Source organism: Bradyrhizobium sp. Ken51, from assembly GCF_055807435.1.
This window is the reverse complement of record NZ_JBVVPB010000004.1, coordinates 179,070-196,163: the sequence shown is the minus strand read 5'-3', so window position 1 is coordinate 196,163 and position 17,094 is coordinate 179,070. Positions and strand designations below refer to the sequence as shown.

Below are 17,094 nucleotides of genomic sequence, written 5' to 3'. Positions count from 1 at the left end.
CGCGATGCCCTTTCTGCTCATCGACTTTCCCGCCTTCAAGCCGATCGCGATCGAGATCGGTCCGTTCGCGATCCGCTGGTATGCGCTGGCCTATATCTGCGGCATCGTGTTCGGCTGGCTCTATGCGCGCTCGCTCCTGAAGAAAGAGCGGCTGTGGGGCGGCCCGGCGCCGATGTCGCTGGTGCAGATCGACGACTTCATTCTGTGGGTCACGCTCGGCATCATCCTCGGCGGCCGCACCGGCTATGTGCTGTTCTACAATCTGCCCTTCTTCATCGACCATCCCGCTGCGATCTTCAGGCTGTGGGAAGGCGGCATGTCCTTCCACGGCGGCTTTCTCGGCTGCGTCGTCGCGGTGATGTGGTTTGCTTATCGCAACGGCATCTCGATCCTGTCGCTCGGCGATATCACAACCGCCGTCGCGCCGGTCGGGCTGCTGCTCGGCCGCATCGCCAATTTCATCAACGGCGAATTGTGGGGCCGCGCCGCTGACCCGGAGCTGCCCTGGGCGATGATCTTCCCCAACGATCCCACCCAACTGCCGCGCCATCCGAGCCAGCTCTATGAGGCCGGCATGGAGGGCATTTTGCTGTTTGCCGCCCTCGCGGTCATGATCCGGTTCGGTGCTCTGAAGCGACCGGGCATGATCCTCGGCGCGTTCATCCTGATCTATGGTCTGAGCCGGATCGCCGGCGAGCATTTCCGCGAACCGGACGTCCAGCTCGGCTTCCTCTGGGGCGGATTAACCATGGGCATGCTGTTGTCGATCCCGATGCTTATTGTCGGCCTCATACTTATTCTATTGGCAGTGAGGCGCGGTGCGCCGAAGCCCGCAGGGGCTATTCGTTAATTCCTTTTGAGAAGATGGACCGTGACCGACCAGCCGTTACTCGACGAGATCAAGGCGCTGATCAAATCCTCAGGCCCCATGCCGGTCTGGCGGTACATGGAACTGTGCCTGATGCATCCGCGCTACGGCTATTACGTCTCGCGCGATCCGTTGGGACGAGAAGGCGACTTCACCACCGCGCCCGAGGTCAGCCAGATGTTCGGCGAGCTCCTGGGCCTGTGGACCGCCTCGGTGTGGAAGCAGATGGGCTCGCCGCAATTCCTGCGGCTGATCGAGCTCGGCCCCGGCCGCGGCACCATGATGGCGGATGCGCTGCGTGCGCTCCGCGTGCTGCCGCCGCTCTATCAGGCGCTCCATATCCACATGGTCGAGGTCAATCCGGTCCTGCGCGAGCGGCAGAGTGCGACGCTGTCGGGCGTGCGCAACATCGCCTGGCACGACAGCATCGACGACGTGCCTGAGGGACCGAGCATCATCCTCGCCAACGAATATTTCGACGTGCTGCCGATCCATCAGATGGTCCGTCACGAGAACGGCTGGCACGAGCGCGTGATCGAGGTCGACGCCAATGGAAAACTTCAATTCGGCGCGGCGGCCGAGCCGACGCCGCGCTTCGAGGTGCTGTTGCCGCCTCTGGTCCGCGCCGCGCCCGTCGGGGCCGTGTTCGAATGGCGGCCAGATGCTGAGATCATGAAGCTCGCCAGCCGCGTGCGCGACCAGGACGGCGCGGCGCTGATCATCGATTACGGCCACCTGCGCAGCGATGCCGGCGACACCTTCCAGGCGATCGCGCGCCACACCTTCACCGATCCCCTGAAGGCGCCGGGCCAGGCCGACGTCACAGCCCATGTCGACTTCCAGGCGCTCGCGCGCGGAGCGGAGGACGTGGGCGCCCGCGTGCACGGGCCGGTGACGCAGGGCGATTTTCTCAAACGCGTCGGCATCGAGACCCGTGCAGCCGCCTTGATGCAGAAGGCGGCGCCCGACGTCGCCACCGACATTTCGATCGCGCTAAAGCGCCTGACCGAAACCGGCCGCAGCGGCATGGGCTCGATGTTCAAGGTGCTCGGCATCTCCGAGCCGCGGCTAACGGGCCTTGCGGGCCTCAGCGATCTCGAACGCACCGGAGACGGTTCATGACGCTTGCCTCCTCGCTGCTGTCGGCGGTGCCGGGCCTGCGCCATGCCTTCTTCACCCGCGAAGGCGGCGTCTCGGGCGGCATCTATTCCGCGCTGAACGGCGGGCTCGGCTCCAATGACGATCAACTCCTTGTCGCGGAGAACCGCCGCCGCATGGCCGAGCATGTCGGCGTCGCACCGGAACGCTTTCTCAGCCTGCACCAAATCCATTCGCCCGACGTGCTCGTGGCCGACGCGCCGTGGCCGAGCGGGCCGCGGCCGAAGGGCGATGCGCTGGTGACGAAGGTGCCCGGCATCGCGCTCGGCGTCTCCACCGCCGACTGCGGGCCCGTGCTGTTCGTCGACCCCAATGCGGGCGTGATCGGCGGCGCGCATGCCGGCTGGAAGGGCGCGCTCACCGGCGTCCTGGAGCAGACCATTTCGGCGATGGAGAAACTCGGCGCCTCGCGTGGCGGCATCATCGCCGCGGTCGGCCCGCTGATCCGCCAGGACAGTTATGAAGTCGGCAACGAGTTCGTGACGCGCTTCATCGAGGCGGATGCGGACAACGCCATGTTCTTCATCCCGTCGGTGCGCGAAGGACACGCGATGTTCGATCTCGCCGGCTTCATCCGCAAGCGTCTGGAAGCCGCGGGCATCCTGATGATCGACGATCTCGGTCTGGACACCTACGCCGACGAACGCTTCTTCAGCTACCGCCGCTCGGTACATCGCAAGGAGCCGGATTACGGCCGCCACGTTCACGCGATCGCGCTCGAAGCGTGAACACAACGGCAACCCCGTGTCATTCCGGGGCTATGCCTGCGCGCGATGACAGTGGCCTGTGGCGCCCCCGCCCTAGACGTTAATGCGTTTTAACGATATCGCTGCCCTCCATAATGAGGGACGCGTCATTCATCTTGCGCCGCGCGGGTTCGCGCGTGCTGGCGGTCATGCTGCTGACGGCTGCGACAGCCCTCGGCGGCTGTGCCGGTGGCGGTGGTGCCGCGAACTCCTATGCGATGGCGCCGAGCGCCGGCTCGGGGGCGACAGTCGCGTTCGAATCGATCGACGGGCCGCCGCCGCAAGTGTTCGACCGCATGGTCGGCGTGCTCGACAGCGAATCCAAGCTGCGCAGCCTGTCCGTGGTCTCGCGCGAGGGGACGGCTGCCTACCGCGTGCGCAGCTACCTCTCCGCCCAGATCGTGCGCGGCAAGACCGTGATCGCCTGGGTCTGGGACGTCTACGACGCCAACCAGCAGCGGGCGCTGCGCCTTTCCGGCGAGGAACCGACTGCGGCCAAGGGCGGCCGCGATCCTTGGAGCGCGGCCGACGACCTCGTGCTGCGGAAGATCGCCCAAGCCGGATTCAGCGGACTTTCCAACATGATCAACGGAACGCCGGATGCGCCGGGCTCGGCTCCCGGCTTGCGCGGGCCGGCCGTGGCGAGCGTGATGCCGGAGGCCCCGGTGGCCGAGATGCCGGCCTCGGCGCTGGGCTATGCCGAGCGATAACCCCCGCGAAACCACGGCCCCAACTTCCAGCCAAACCGTTGGCCGGACTCAGGATTTCGCAGGGAAAACGTAGCCTCCCGGGTTGCCATCGCAGCCCCCGGCCTGATATTTCCTCGCCCGTCGTAACCGTGCTTCGAGTGGGTATTGTTTGATGTTGAACATCGTGTCCAGCAAAGCGCGGGAGGAAGCGTCCATGTCGGCCAAGAACGGCTCCATCAAGCTCGTCGCCGGCAACTCCAATCCGGCTCTCGCGCAGGCCATCGCGCAGGGTCTCGACCTGCCGCTGACCAAGGCGGTGGTACGGCGCTTCGCCGACATGGAGATCTTCGTCGAGATCCAGGAGAACGTGCGCGGCTCGGATGCCTTCGTCATCCAGTCGACCTCGTTCCCGGCGAACGACCATCTGATGGAATTGCTGATCATCACCGACGCACTGCGCCGCTCCTCGGCGCGCCGCATCACCGCGGTGCTGCCCTATTTCGGCTACGCCCGGCAGGACCGCAAATCGGGTTCGCGCACGCCGATCTCGGCAAAACTCGTCGCCAATCTGATTACGCAGGCCGGCGTCGACCGCGTCATGACGCTTGACCTGCATGCCGGCCAGATCCAGGGCTTCTTCGACATCCCGACCGACAACCTCTACGCGGCACCGCTGATGGTGCGCGACATCAAGGACAAGTTCGACCTCTCCAGGACGATGGTGATCTCGCCCGACGTCGGCGGCGTGGCGCGCGCACGCGGCCTCGCCAAGCGCATCAACACCCCGCTCGCGATCGTCGACAAGCGCCGCGAGAGGGCGGGTGAATCCGAGGTCATGAACGTGATCGGCGACGTCGCCGGCTACACCTGCATCCTGATTGACGACATCGTGGACTCCGGCGGCACGCTGGTGAACGCCGCCGACGCGCTGATCGCCAAGGGCGCCAAGGACGTCTACGCCTACATCACCCACGGCGTGCTCTCCGGCGGCGCGGCCGCCCGGATCACGAACTCCAGGCTGAAGGAGCTGGTGATCACCGACTCGATCCTGCCGACGGAGGCGGTGAGCAAGGCGCCGAACATCCGCACGCTGCCGATCGCCAGCCTGATCTCCGACGCGATCGCGCGGACCGCGGCGGAAGAGTCGGTGTCGAGCCTGTTCGACTGAGTTTCTTACCTCGCCCCGCTTGCAGGCAGAGGAAGTGCGAGCGTCTGCGTCCCTTACGAGGCAGCCCCCGGGTTGTTGCCAACGACCGCCCATGACATCATCCGAATCCCGAGTCATCTCTGCCCTCTGGATGCCCGATGCCACGCCGGAAATTTGCCTGGGAGAAGCTGTCGGATGACGAGTTGCTCAAGCAACGTCTCTCCAGCCTGAGGGTTACGGTCGAAGGCACCTGGCTCGAGGATTGCGTCAGCACGCTCTACGAGGAGCTGGAAGAACGGGATATCCGGCTGCGGCCGCACACATGGATGTCGAGCGAATGGTTCAGTCCGGGCGGCGTTCCCGGCATCGCCATTCCGTTCTATCTCGCTCATCCCCGCCTGATGAAGCTCGAGAAGAAGATGATGTTCGACGTCGAGGGCGGAACCTGGCGCGAATGCATGGCCATCCTCCGTCACGAAGCGGGCCACGCCATACAGCACGGCTACCAGCTGCAGCGCCGCCGGCGCTGGCAGCAACTGTTCGGCCCGTCGTCGAAACATTATCCGCGCTATTACCGGCCCAATCCGGCGAGCCGGCGCTATGTCCAGCATCTGCGGCTCTGGTACGCGCAGAGCCATCCGGACGAGGATTTCGCCGAGACCTTTGCGGTGTGGCTGCGGCCGCGCTCGAACTGGCGGACGCGATATGCCGGCTGGCCGGCACTGAAGAAGCTCGAATATGTCGACGAGCTGATGGGCGAGATCGCGGGCAAGCGGCCGCCGATCACGACCCGAGAGCGTGTCGATACGCTGGGTCGGCTCAGCCAGACGCTCGAAGAGCACTACAAGAAGAAGCAGGCGTTCTACGCCTTCACACCTCCGAAGACCTACGACCGCGATCTATCCCGGCTGTTTTCAGCCGATCCACGGCATCACCGGTCGAAGCCGGCTTCGGCTTTGATCCGGCGGCACCGCGCCCATATCAGGCAGCTGGTGGCGCGATGGACGGGCGAGAATCAGCTTACACTCGATGCCGTGCTTGACGAGATGATCTCCCGCTGTCGCGAGCTCGATCTGCGCGCCGTCGGCCCCGAACAGAAACTCGTTCTCGACTTCATCGTCCTCGTGACCGCCAAGACGATGCACACGATGTTTGGCCCGTCTCAGCGAAAGTGGATCGCGCTATGAGACGTCTCCGCATTCTGGTCCTCATGCATCCGGACTTCCTGCCCCCGGACTCCTCCGACGGATATAGCCCGCAGGAGATCAATGCGTGGAAAACCGAATACGACGTGGTGAGCACCTTGCGCGCAGCCGGCCACGAGGTTCGACCGCTCGGTGCGCAGGAGGAAATCAAGCCGGTGCGCGAGGCGATCGAGGAGTTCAAGCCGCACGTGGTTTTCACGCTGCTGGAGGAATTCCACAACAACGTCGCCTTCGACCAGCACATCGCGAGCTATCTCGAGCTGATGAAGGTCCCTTATACCGGGTGCAATCCGCGCGGCCTGACCCTGGCCCGCGGCAAGGATTTGTCCAAGACGCTGGTGCATCACCGCCGGATCGCCGCTCCGGCCTTTGCCGTCTTCCCGATGCGCCGCAAGGTGAAACGCCCGACGCGTCTTGCGCTGCCGCTGATCGTCAAGAGCCTGAACATGGATGGCTCGTTCGGCATCTCGCAAGCCTCGATCGTCGACACCGACGAAAAGCTGGCGGAGCGGGTCGCCTTTATCCACGAGCGGGTCGAATCCGCCGCCATCGCCGAGCAGTTCATCGAGGGGCGAGAGCTTTACGTCGGCGTGCTCGGCAACAACCGCTTACGCGTTCTGCCGATCTGGGAGTTGAAATTCGGCAGCATGGGCGGCCGCTCTTCACGGCACATCGCCACCGAGAAGGCCAAGCACGACACCGATTATCAGGAGAAGGTCGGCATCGTCGACGGGCCAGCGAAGGATCTGGCGCCGGAAGTGACCGCCAGGATCCAGCGGGCCGCGAAACGCATCTATCGGGCGCTTGGCCTCGACGGCTACGCGCGCATCGATTTTCGTCTCACCGCCGACGGCACACCGTATTTCATCGAAGCCAATCCCAATCCCGAGATTGCGAAGAGCCAGGAGTTCGCCACAGCGGCTCAACATGCCGGACTCAAATATCCGGCACTCCTGCAGCGCATCCTGGCCCTCGGAATCAGCCGCGCCAAGGCGGGGGTCTCGCTCGGCTGATGACGAACACGGCGGCGATCGCCCCTCATCCGTCGAGACGCGCTTCGCGCCCCTCGGGATGAGGGATGGTCGTTGCGCTGCGTTACGCGATTCCCGCGGCGACCTGGCCGCGCAGGCGTTCGAGCCCGAGCAATGTCTCCGCACAGGCGGCCGCCACCTCGACGCCCTTGATCGCAAAATGCTTGCGGAAGAAATCGTAGTGCACCTCGGTTTCGTGGAATTGCTGCGGCGTCAGAACCGCGGAGAACACGGGCACCTCGGTGCGCAGCTGCACGTCCATCAGCGCCTTGATCACGGTGTCGGCGACGAACTCATGGCGGTAGATGCCGCCGTCGACGACCAGGCCGGCCGCGACGATCGCGGTGTAGCGCCGTGTCTTGGCGAGGATCTGCGCATGCAGCGGGATCTCGAACGAGCCCGGCACCTCGAACACGTCGACATGATTGAGGTGGCGCGCTGCCGCCTCCTTCACGAAGGCGATACGGGCCTCCTCGACCACGTCGCGGTGCCAGCAGGCCTGCACGAAGGCCACCCGCTGCGGTTTCGCGAAGCGCGGGTGCTCGGGCGCCGGATCCTGCGGAACCGGCGGTGGCGTTTGGGTTGGTTGGGAAATTTCGGCCTTGGAAGTTTCGGCTTGGGGGTCTTGCAACATCTGATTCATGGCTTTCCTCAGTTAAGGACCAGAATCAGGGCACACGGAACGACAAACAGCCGCATCCTGCGATGCGTCTGCCACCGACCGTTCTCTTTCATCCGGACTTTAACCGTCGGCTTCGGAGTTGCACCGAATCTGCTGACCCTTCCCCTCAGCAACAGACTTGGAGGAAGGCGCTCGCGGGCTTAGGCCTTACGGCCCTTACCGCCGGTGGGGACTTTCACCCCGCCCTGAGAACATCGGCCGTCCGGAATGAACGGCCTGACCGAAATATGACGCCGGTTGGGGGCCGCGGCAAGCGGGTTCCGCATGGAAAACCGCATGGTCCCATGCCGCCATGGCGGTCCAGGGGCACGCGACGGAATTAACGATTGGCGGGCCATCGAATCCGATTCCGATTTGTTCTTCCCGTTAATAATTGTGGCCGAGATGAGCTGTGGACGAACGAGTCCTGGCTTGTGGACGGACTCGGCAGCCAGTTGCGCAGATTCCGCAAATCACATCAGTTGATCCGCGACAAGCCCGCGCTTGATCCGAGGAGATCGCGACAGCGACTCCGAGGGATCGCCTTAACGAATTTAAAGGGAGCGCGCGCCGGACCAACCGCGTGCGTATCAAAGACAACAAAAAGGCAAGAGGTCGAGACGGCATGTCCCTGCTCGAAGGCACTATCGATTCCAAGAACCATCCGCTCGCGGTGGTCGAGGATATCGCTGCCAGCAACAACTGGCCGTTCGAACGCTCCGGCGAAGACGAACTCACGATTGTCTCCAAGGGACAATGGATCGACTATCAGATCTCCTTCACCTGGATGGGCGAGATCGAGGCGCTGCATCTGGCCTGCGCTTTCGACATGAAGATTCCGGTTGCGCGGCGACCGGAGGTGCAGCGGCTCGTGGCCGCCGTCAACGAGCAGCTATGGGTCGGGCACTTCGACCTGTGGACCACCACCGGCATGATCATGCACAGGCAGGCCCTGGTGCTGCCGGGCGGGCTCATCGCTTCCACCGGGCAGTGCGAAGCCATGCTCGCCGGTGCCATCCACGCCTGCGAACGCTATTTCCCGGCGTTCCAGTTCGTGGTGTGGGCGGGCAAGTCCACGACGGAAGCCATGGACGCAGCCATGTTCGACACGGTGGGCGAGGCGTAAGCGCACTCTCCCGAGGCAGCGAGCGAGCCCAGCTTTCTCCATCGTCGTCCTGGCGAAAGCCAGGACCCATACCGCGAGGTCTTTGTGTAGCTCGCGATGCTTGTTGCCTTGCCATCCTTCCACTAGAACCAGCCGTGGTAATGGGTCCCGGCCTTCGCCGGGACGACGGCGGTGGCAACGGCTATGACGAGCAACAGCACTCTCGAAAACATCACCGGCACCATCCTGCTCGCCGGCGCAGGCAAGATGGGCGGCGCGATGCTGACCGGATGGCTTTCGGGCGGGCTCGATCCGCACCGCGTTGCAGTGATTGATCCGCACGTCTCGGCCGAGATCACCGCGCTTGCCGCCAAGGGGGTGGCGCTCAATCCGGACGTGACGACGGCAGGCCGGATCGAGACGCTCGTCGTCGCGGTGAAGCCGCAAATGTTCCGCGAGGCCGGCGCCAAGCTGAAGCCGTTCGTCTCCGACAAGACCTCCGTGGTCTCGATCATGGCGGGCACCACGATCGCCTCGCTTCAAGAGGTCTGCGGCGGCGCGGTGGTGCGCGCGATGCCGAACACGCCGGCCGCGATCGGTCGCGGCATCACGGTGGCTGTCGCCGCGAACAACGTCAGCGCACCGCAACGCGCGGTGGCCGATGCGCTGCTACGCGCCACCGGCTCGGTCGAATGGGTCGACGATGAGAGCCTGATGGACGCGGTGACCGCGGTGTCCGGCTCGGGCCCGGCCTATGTGTTTCTGCTGGCCGAAGAACTCGCGCGCGCCGGCGTCCAGGCGGGATTGCCCGAGGCGCTCGCGACAAAACTTGCGCGCGAAACCGTCGCCGGCTCGGGTGAACTTCTCCACCAGTCGGAGCTTGCCTCCGGCACGCTGCGCCAGAACGTCACCTCGCCCGGCGGCACCACGGCCGCGGCACTCGGCGTGCTGATGGGCGAGCCCGGCCTGCGCGATCTGATGATCCGCGCGATCGCGGCGGCGACGCAGCGGTCGAAGGAATTGGCGAAGTAGCTAGAGCGCGGGGCTACGTCGCCCCCAGCCGCTTGTTGAACATCTCGACATTGACGAGCCCGCGCGCGTGGCGGCCTTCGCCGAGTTTTCGCGAGCCCTCGAAGGCCTCGACCTCGAAGCGGATGACGCGGCGCTCGACTGCGAAGACCTTCGCGCTGGTCCGCACCGTCGCGCCGACGAGGGCTGCTGCAAGATGGCGGATGTCGACCTCGGTGCCGACGGTGACCCAGCCCGGCTGAAGGGCGCTGCGGATCGCGTCGCCCGACGTCATCTCCATTTCCAGAATCATCATCGGCGTCGCATAGACCATCGGCATGCCGGGCACGAAATGCCCCACCGTGCGCTCCACCGGCACCACCAGCGTGCGCTCGGCGCTCATGCCGACCTTGATGAAGTCACGTGCGTCCATGGGCCCTCCCCCGTCGTCCTGGACAAGCGAGCAAAGCGAGCGCCGATCCGGGACCCATTACCCCGACCGAAAATTGTCATGCGCGGTCTAAACCACGACCTGCTGCAACAACTGCCGTTTGGATAATGGGTCCTTGCTTTCGCCAGGACGACAGTTGCGTTTGCAGCTACAGGGGTGACTATTTCTTCGCAGCCGCCGCGCGCTCCACGAACGTCTTGCCGCCCTTCATCTTGTGGCGGAGCGGGGCTTCGTTGATCTGGATGACGACGGCGTCGGCATCGACGCCGAGGTTCTTCACCAGTGCCTGGGTGATGTCGCGCATCATGCCGGCCTTCTGCTCGTCGGTGCGGCCTTCGGCCATGCTGACAGTGATCTCAGGCATTTTTCTCTCCCTTTTGTTATTGCTCGCGTTCAAGATGAACTCGGCACCATCACAATCATCATGATTGAAGATGGCGCAATTCTACCCTCTCGCCATAAGGCCAATTCCATTTCACATCATGCCTTCGGAGGATTTCAAGGACGGCAGGCACAAGATCTTCTTCAAAGACAGCTTTTTGCGCCATCATCTGATGCTGCAGATAGTCGTCTCTGTCTTCGGTTCGCTGCCCAACGGTCTTTCCCAATGCAAGGTCCTTCACAACGACAATTGGCCTACCGTGAGGGTTATCTCGCTCAGAGCTGCCTTGAATTACGACACAAGGGGAGTTTCGACGATCGGCGTACTTGAATTGCACACCTAGATTGTTTTTTGGATTGCCAAGATAAAGTTCAGCGCGAATGCCAAAGTCGCGCAAGGTCGTAACAAATCTTTGATACCGGTGAATCTGATCACGATCCATTACAAGCACGACTACTGGTCCAAAGGCGGGCTTAGTGTCTTGCGATCCTAGCGTTGCGAGCGCAGCCAGCAATCGCGAAACTCCTACAGAAAAGCCGGTCGCAGGTACGGGCTCTCCCCGAAAGCGAGATACAAGGCCGTCGTAACGGCCACCGCCGCCCACTGAACCAAAACGCATTGGCCGTCCTTTTTCGTCAGTGGTTTGAAGCAACAGTTCCACTTCGTAGACGGGGCCAGTGTAGTACTCGAGGCCTCGAACCACCTCGGATGCTATTCGAATTCGTTGTGATCCATATCCAGAGCTCTGCGCGACGCTGATTATTTCTTCAAGCTCATCTAAACCCTGCATCGCTCTCGGAGAATGATTCAAAATATTCCGTCGTTGGGCGATCGCACCCCGATTCGACAAGAAATACGTCCCATGTCCGCCGATCGGAATACTCGCATCATCGCGACGCAAATGTTCCGCAAGTTGCTCCGCGCTTATTAGAATTTCGTCAGTTGTTGCAGGATGGTTCTGGGTATCAATACGTTCCCAAGAGAGGTTTTGACCGCCAGCTACTTGGAAGATCAATTCCATTTGTTCGATCGAAAGTCCTGCACCCCTTGTGAAGTCGCCTTTGCCTTCCTCGCCGCCGTCCCATCGGCCGGGCCCCAACAACTTTCGCACTTCATCGACCGGAAACTTATCCAGCTTGTCTATTGCACGTAAAACAGTAAGCCTGCGGCCAGCGTTCTCTTCGCCACCGAGGCCAATCACTTCTAAAACTCCATCGAGCACCTTGCGGTTATTCACCTTAACCACATAGCTGCCACGAGGAACGCCGAGGGCCTCCATTGTATCGGCCGCCATCATACACATCTCGGCGTCGGCCGCCGGGGACGCCGAACCTACGGTATCGGCATCGAATTGCATGAACTGACGGAAACGGCCGGGGCCGGGTTTTTCGTTACGATAGACATAACCGGCGCGATAGCTGCGATATGGCTTCGGCAAGCTATCAAAGTTTTCCGCGACGTAGCGGGCGAGCGGCGCGGTCAAGTCGTAGCGCAAGGAAATCCACTGCTTGTCGTCGTCTTGAAACGAGAACACGCCTTCATTTGGTCGATCCTGATCGGGCAGAAACTTGCCGAGTGCATCGGTGTACTCCATCGCCGGCGTCTCCACCGGCTCGAAGCCATAGCGCTCATAGATTTCGCGGATTTTCTCGACCATCTGACGGGTGGCAGCGATTGTGTCGGGACCGCGATCTTCGAGTCCGCGCGGCAGGCGCGCCTTCAACTTTTGTGGCTTTTTGACCTTTTCTCTCATATCCGGCTAGGTACCAGCCGAGGCGCGGCAGGGCAACCCGGCGGGCCACCCCTCCTCCAAAGAACTAAACGTTACTTGGGTTACGGCTGCTCCATCCGAGCCCGGAGGGCATCCGCGTCAGCTTTCGGCAGCGACTTCAGCGTCGGCTTGATGGTTTCGCCGCCGACGATCTTGCCGTTGCGCATGAACATCCAGTCCGAGATGTCGGCTTCAGTGAATTCGACCTTGTCGCCTGCCCGCTTGCCGGGCAGATCGCGTGGCTCGTTGGCGAAGAGGCCGGAATAGGCTCCATTGGGTAGCTTCTTCACCTCGGCCATCCAGATGTGCTCACCACCTTTGCGGGTCGAAAAGTGCACCTTCAGGGCATGCCCCGTTTCCGACGGCTTCGGCGCCTCGTAGGAGGCCCAGAAGGTCGGCAGCGTCCCACGGGCGCGCGCGATCGCGGTGTTCATCTCCGGATCGGTGGTCCGCACGTCGACGACGGGCGAACGGCCCTCAGCGGAGACATCCGGCTTGGGGCCGATGGTCAGAATGCCGAATACGGTGATGCCGGTGACCGCGGCAAGAACCACCCATTTCAGGGACTGGGGAAGAGTGGATGTCATGATCGCGATGTCCAGGTATTCGAGGTCTCGGACTTTGTCGCACGATCATCGTGTCGCGTTCATTGCGCCTCTCTCTCCCCGCGAGCGAAGAGAGAGAGGGCAAAAATCAAGACAGATTGCGGATCCAGTTGTGCGGGTCGTTGGTGCGGCCGTACTGGATGTCGACGAGCTGCTTGCGCAGGCCCATGGCGACCGGGCCGGCCGCGCCGCCGCTGATCTCGAAATCGCCGCTCACCGAGCGCACCGTGCCGATGGGCGAGATCACGGCGGCGGTGCCGCAGGCAAACGCCTCCTTCAGCTTGCCGCTTGCCGCATCCTTGCGCCATTGGTTGAGCGAGTACGGCTCCTCGCGCACGGTCTTGCCGGTGTCCTTGGCCAGCGCGATGATGGAATCGCGGGTGATGCCGGGCAGGATGGTGCCGAGCGGCGGCGTCGAGAGCGAGCCGTCGTCGAACACGAAGAACACGTTCATGCCGCCGAGCTCTTCGATGTAGCGGCGCTCGATCGCATCGAGGAAGACGACCTGATCGCAGCCGTGCTGGATCGCTTCGGCCTGCGCGCGCAGGCTTGCGGCATAGTTGCCTCCGCATTTGACGGCGCCGGTGCCGCCGACCGCAGCGCGCGTGTAATTCTCGGACACCCAGATCGAGACCGGCGCGGGGCCGCCCTTGAAGTAGGAGCCGACCGGCGAGGCGATCACCGCGAAGATGTATTCGGACGACGGCTTGACGCCGAGGAAGGTCTCGCTCGCGATCATGAACGGGCGCAGGTAAAGGCTGCCCTCGCCGCCCGGCATCCAGGCGCGGTCGATGCGCACGACTTGCTCGACCGCCTCGATGAAGACGTCTTCGGGAAGCTGCGCCATCGCCATGCGGTCGGCCGAGTCCTTGAAGCGCCGTGCATTGGCGTCGGGTCGGAACAGGTTCACGCCGCCGTCGTCGCGCTTGTAGGCCTTGAGGCCCTCAAAAATTTCCTGGGCGTAGTGCAGGACGGCGCCGGCCGGATCGAGCTGAAAATTAGCGCGGGCCTCGACACGCGCCTCGTACCAGCCGCCCTTGGCCTGGTTGTAGCGGACCACCGCCATGTGATCGGTGAAGACCCGCCCGAAGCCGGGGTCCACCAGCTTGGCGACCCGATCCTTCTCGGGGGTCGGATTGGATGCGGGCTGGATGTCGAATTTCATGCTCATGTCCTTGCCTCCCGCTGCCGGTGGCGGCGCCGTTCTGGCACCCGCCTGCCCTGATTTGGGCCCGGCTGGCTCGATTGGTTTCTGGCCGAACCGCCGCCAGCCTTGTTACGGCCGGTTTCCGTGGCCAGCATGTCACCGAGGACATGCTTTTGCGGAAGACGGAAGTCCAGTATGTTTTGCCGAAATGCCGTTCGACAATCGCACGGTAGATCTGCTCCGGCCGTCGCCGCCTGTCCGGCCCTGTGCGGCCGCCTTGCTTCGATGCCCACCCGATGCGAAACGATCTAAAATTTCGTACGGGCTGATCGTTTTGTAACATTCAAACCAAGATACGTCAATATGCCTGACATAAATTTCGCGACTCCTTCTCAAGACGCTGCCGGGCCGCGGCCGGCCGCAGACGACGGAGGCAATTTGCGCTGGGATATCATCGAACTGCTGTTCTTCGCCTATCGCGATTTCGTCGGCGATCCCGACCAGGAGCTGGAGGCATTCGGCTTCGGCCGGGCCCATCACCGCGTCATGCACTTCGTCTATCGTTATCCCGGGCTCAAGGTCGCCGACCTCCTCGACGTCCTGCGCATCACCAAGCAATCGCTCGGCCGGGTGCTCAAGCAGCTCCTCGACGAGGGCTACATCGTGCAGAAGACCGGCGACAATGATCGCCGCCAACGCCTGCTGTTTGCGACACCGAAGGGCGAGGCGCTGGTGCAGAAGCTCGCCGGCCTCCAGACCACGCGCATCACCAAGGCGCTCGCCGAGATGGCGCCGCAGGATGCCGAGACCGTCAAGCGCTTCCTGCGCGCGATGATCGACCGCGACGATCCGGACAAGGTGCTCGAGACGATCTTTGCCACCGTCAATCAGGACAAGGAGTGACCGTGCCGCTCGCTGCCACGCTCGCACGCCCGCCGGCACGCCCCGCCGACGATGCCCCGCATCTCCTGCTGGTCGACGACGACCGCCGCATCCGCGATCTGCTCTCACGCTTCCTTGCAGGCGAAGGCTATCGCGTCTCGACCGCCGCCAGCGCCAGCGACGCTCGCGCGAAGCTGATGGGCCTGCACTTCGACCTCTTGATCCTCGATGTCATGATGCCCGGCGAGACCGGCTTCGATCTCGCCCGTTTCATCCGGACCTCGTCCTCGGTGCCGATCGTGATGCTGACGGCGCGGCACGAAGCCGAAGCGCGCATCGAGGGCCTGCAGATCGGTGCCGACGACTACGTCGCAAAGCCGTTCGAGCCGCGCGAGCTTGCGCTGCGCATCAACAACATCCTCAAGCGCGCCGCGCCGCCGCCGCAGGCCGCTGCGGTCGAGAAGATCGCGTTTGGCCCGTACATTTATCACCTCGACCGCGGCGAATTGCGTCAGGGCGAAGACGTCATTCACCTCACCGACCGCGAGCGCGAGATGCTGCGGATTTTATCGGAGACACCGGGCGAGACCGTGCCGCGCAGCGCGCTGACCGGCAATGGCAGCGTCAACGAGCGCGCCGTCGACGTGCAGATCAACCGCCTGCGGCGCAAGATCGAGACCGATCCCGCCAATCCGCTGTTCCTCCAGGCCGTGCGCGGCATCGGCTATCGGCTGGTAGCCTCGCCATAATAAAGTGAAGCGCCACCGATGAGCACGATCGATACCGGCCTGACGCTTTTGAAGAGCGCCGCCGGCCGCGTCTCTGCCGCCAATGGCTGGATGGGCAACGCCTTCAAGGGCTGGATGCCGACCGGCCTCTACGCGCGTGCGCTGCTGATCATGATCGTGCCGATGGTGATCCTGCAATCGGTGGTCGCCTTCGTGTTCATGGAGCGGCACTGGAACACGGTGACACGCCGCCTGTCGGCCGCCGTGGTGCAGGACATCGCCGCGCTGATCGACGTCTACAAGGGCTATCCGCAAGACCGGGATCGCGACCAGATCCGCCGCATCGCGCAGCAGCGCCTCGGCCTCGTCGTCGATTTCCTCCCGGCCGGCGACATGCCGCCGCCGGGACCAAAGCCGTTCTTCTCGCTGCTCGACCAGACGCTGTCGGTGCAGCTCGGCCGCCAGATCGGGCGCTCCTTCTGGATCGACACGGTCGGCCGCTCCAACCTTGTCGAGATCCGGATCCAGCTCGACGACGCCGTGATGCGCGTGTTCGCGCAACGCAGCGCCGCCTATGCCTCGAACTCGGAGATTTTCCTGTTCTGGATGGTCGGCACGTCCTCGATCCTGCTGATCGTCGCGGTGCTATTCCTGCGCAACCAGATCAAGCCGATCCTGCGACTTGCCGACGCCGCCGAAAGCTTCGGCAAGGGCCGCGAGGCGCCGAATTTCCGCCCGCGCGGCGCGCGCGAGGTGCGGCGCGCATCGGTCGCCTTCCTCGAAATGAAATCGCGCATCGAGCGAACGATGGAGCAGCGCACCGCAATGCTCGCCGGCGTCAGCCACGATCTGCGCACGATCCTGACGCGGTTCAAGCTCGAGCTGGCGCTGATCGGCGACAGCCCCGAAATGGAGGGCATGCGCAAGGACGTCGACGAGATGTCGATGATGCTCGAGGACTACCTCGCCTTTGCCCGGGGCGATTCCGGCGAGCAGTCGCAGCCGACCGACATGGCGCAAGCGCTCGAGGAGCTGCGCAGCGACGCCGAACGCCACGGCCACACGGCGACCGTCGCGTTCAACGGGCTGCCCGTGGTCACGGTAAAGCCGGCCTCGTTCAAGCGCTGCCTCGCCAACCTCGTCACCAACGCCGCCCGCTACGGCAAGAGCATCGCCATTACCGGCCAGCGCGATCACCGTTATTTGACAGTGACGGTCGACGACGACGGGCCGGGCATTCCCGCCCATCTGCGCGAAGAGGTGTTCAAGCCATTCCTGCGGCTGGACAACGCCCGGAACCAGGACGAAGGCGGCACGGGTCTTGGCCTCGCGATCGCCCGCGATATAGCGCGTTCGCACGGCGGCGACATCACGCTTGGCGACAGCCCGATGGGCGGATTAAGGGCGAGCGTGCGGATACCGGTGTAACCGGTGATGTAGCCCGGATGGAGCGTAGCGCAATCCGGGATTCTTTCTTCGCGATCGATGCACCGGCCCCGGATTCGCTTCG

General features: G+C 63.6%; 18 protein-coding genes and 1 riboswitch. Of the genes, 12 read left to right on the top strand and 6 right to left on the bottom strand.

Annotated features, from left to right (window positions below; translation table 11 throughout):
• Positions 1–4 precede the first annotated feature (4 nt).
• The 7 genes from lgt (at position 5) to AC0L27_RS10250 (ending at position 6,826) form a co-directional block, all read left to right on the top strand.
• Complete coding sequence (gene lgt / locus AC0L27_RS10280; protein ID WP_473318851.1) at positions 5–850, top strand: prolipoprotein diacylglyceryl transferase; 846 nt, start codon at positions 5–7, stop codon at positions 848–850.
• Positions 851–871: 21 nt separating this feature from the next.
• Positions 872–1,990: a class I SAM-dependent methyltransferase gene (locus AC0L27_RS10275; protein WP_275172453.1), complete on the top strand. Its 1,119-nt coding sequence runs from the start codon at positions 872–874 to the stop codon at positions 1,988–1,990.
• A complete protein-coding gene (pgeF, locus tag AC0L27_RS10270) occupies positions 1,987–2,754 on the top strand; it encodes a peptidoglycan editing factor PgeF (RefSeq protein WP_275172452.1) in 768 nt (255 codons plus the stop codon). Before AC0L27_RS10275 ends, pgeF begins: the two co-directional genes overlap by 4 nt.
• A 113-nt stretch (positions 2,755–2,867) precedes the next feature.
• Positions 2,868–3,482 carry a hypothetical protein gene (locus AC0L27_RS10265; protein ID WP_275172451.1) on the top strand — a complete coding sequence of 205 codons (615 nt, stop codon included), beginning with the start codon at positions 2,868–2,870 and terminating at the stop codon, positions 3,480–3,482.
• Positions 3,483–3,675: 193 nt separating this feature from the next.
• A complete protein-coding gene (locus tag AC0L27_RS10260; RefSeq protein WP_007596822.1) occupies positions 3,676–4,629 on the top strand; it encodes a ribose-phosphate pyrophosphokinase in 954 nt (317 codons plus the stop codon).
• Between the two features lie 137 nt (positions 4,630–4,766).
• A complete protein-coding gene (locus AC0L27_RS10255) occupies positions 4,767–5,795 on the top strand; it encodes a putative zinc-binding metallopeptidase (RefSeq protein ID WP_354061563.1) in 1,029 nt (342 codons plus the stop codon).
• A complete protein-coding gene (locus tag AC0L27_RS10250) occupies positions 5,792–6,826 on the top strand; it encodes a D-alanine--D-alanine ligase family protein (protein WP_275172449.1) in 1,035 nt (344 codons plus the stop codon). The genes AC0L27_RS10255 and AC0L27_RS10250 overlap by 4 nt, the downstream gene beginning before the upstream one ends.
• Before the next feature lie 82 nt (positions 6,827–6,908).
• Here the strand turns inward: AC0L27_RS10250 and AC0L27_RS10245 are convergent, their stop codons facing one another.
• Positions 6,909–7,487 carry a 6,7-dimethyl-8-ribityllumazine synthase gene (locus AC0L27_RS10245; protein ID WP_354208211.1) on the bottom strand — a complete coding sequence of 193 codons (579 nt, stop codon included), beginning with the start codon at positions 7,485–7,487 and terminating at the stop codon, positions 6,909–6,911.
• 76 nt (positions 7,488–7,563) lie between these two features.
• Positions 7,564–7,723: riboswitch (FMN riboswitch) on the bottom strand.
• Between the two features lie 407 nt (positions 7,724–8,130).
• Between AC0L27_RS10245 and AC0L27_RS10240 the strand changes: the two genes are divergently transcribed.
• The gene (locus AC0L27_RS10240) at positions 8,131–8,631 is read left to right on the top strand and encodes a type III secretion system chaperone family protein (protein WP_354208212.1); all 501 of its coding nucleotides are present in this window, start codon (positions 8,131–8,133) and stop codon (positions 8,629–8,631) included.
• A 183-nt stretch (positions 8,632–8,814) separates the two neighbouring features.
• Positions 8,815–9,642, top strand: coding sequence for a pyrroline-5-carboxylate reductase (proC, locus tag AC0L27_RS10235; protein WP_354208213.1), 828 nt, complete (start codon positions 8,815–8,817; stop codon positions 9,640–9,642).
• A gap of 13 nt (positions 9,643–9,655) precedes the next feature.
• On the opposite strand, the gene AC0L27_RS10230 is transcribed toward proC, so the two are convergent.
• From AC0L27_RS10230 to AC0L27_RS10210, 5 genes are all read right to left on the bottom strand, one after another.
• Positions 9,656–10,051: a thioesterase family protein gene (locus AC0L27_RS10230; RefSeq protein WP_354208214.1), complete on the bottom strand. Its 396-nt coding sequence runs from the start codon at positions 10,049–10,051 to the stop codon at positions 9,656–9,658.
• A 178-nt stretch (positions 10,052–10,229) separates the two neighbouring features.
• A complete protein-coding gene (locus AC0L27_RS10225; RefSeq protein ID WP_354208360.1) occupies positions 10,230–10,505 on the bottom strand; it encodes a tautomerase family protein in 276 nt (91 codons plus the stop codon).
• On the bottom strand, positions 10,492–12,204 hold the full coding sequence (hisS, locus tag AC0L27_RS10220; RefSeq protein ID WP_354208215.1) for a histidine--tRNA ligase: 1,713 nt from the start codon (positions 12,202–12,204) through the stop codon (positions 10,492–10,494). The genes AC0L27_RS10225 and hisS overlap by 14 nt, the downstream gene beginning before the upstream one ends.
• Positions 12,205–12,284: 80 nt before the next feature.
• Positions 12,285–12,809, bottom strand: a complete 525-nt coding sequence (locus AC0L27_RS10215; RefSeq protein WP_354208216.1) for a YegJ family protein — start codon at positions 12,807–12,809, stop codon at positions 12,285–12,287.
• Positions 12,810–12,915: 106 nt separating this feature from the next.
• On the bottom strand, positions 12,916–13,998 hold the full coding sequence (locus AC0L27_RS10210; RefSeq protein ID WP_354208217.1) for a branched-chain amino acid aminotransferase: 1,083 nt from the start codon (positions 13,996–13,998) through the stop codon (positions 12,916–12,918).
• Between the two features lie 339 nt (positions 13,999–14,337).
• Between AC0L27_RS10210 and AC0L27_RS10205 the strand changes: the two genes are divergently transcribed.
• Genes AC0L27_RS10205 through AC0L27_RS10195 form a run of 3 tightly spaced genes read left to right on the top strand, consistent with a single transcriptional unit; the run spans position 14,338 to position 17,012 of the window.
• Positions 14,338–14,877: a MarR family winged helix-turn-helix transcriptional regulator gene (locus AC0L27_RS10205; protein WP_007596846.1), complete on the top strand. Its 540-nt coding sequence runs from the start codon at positions 14,338–14,340 to the stop codon at positions 14,875–14,877.
• Positions 14,874–15,605 (top strand): response regulator, encoded by a 732-nt coding sequence (locus AC0L27_RS10200; protein ID WP_275172442.1) that lies wholly within the window; start codon positions 14,874–14,876, stop codon positions 15,603–15,605. Before AC0L27_RS10205 ends, AC0L27_RS10200 begins: the two co-directional genes overlap by 4 nt.
• Positions 15,606–15,623: 18 nt before the next feature.
• Positions 15,624–17,012, top strand: coding sequence for an ATP-binding protein (locus AC0L27_RS10195; RefSeq protein ID WP_275172441.1), 1,389 nt, complete (start codon positions 15,624–15,626; stop codon positions 17,010–17,012).
• Positions 17,013–17,094: the final 82 nt, after the last annotated feature.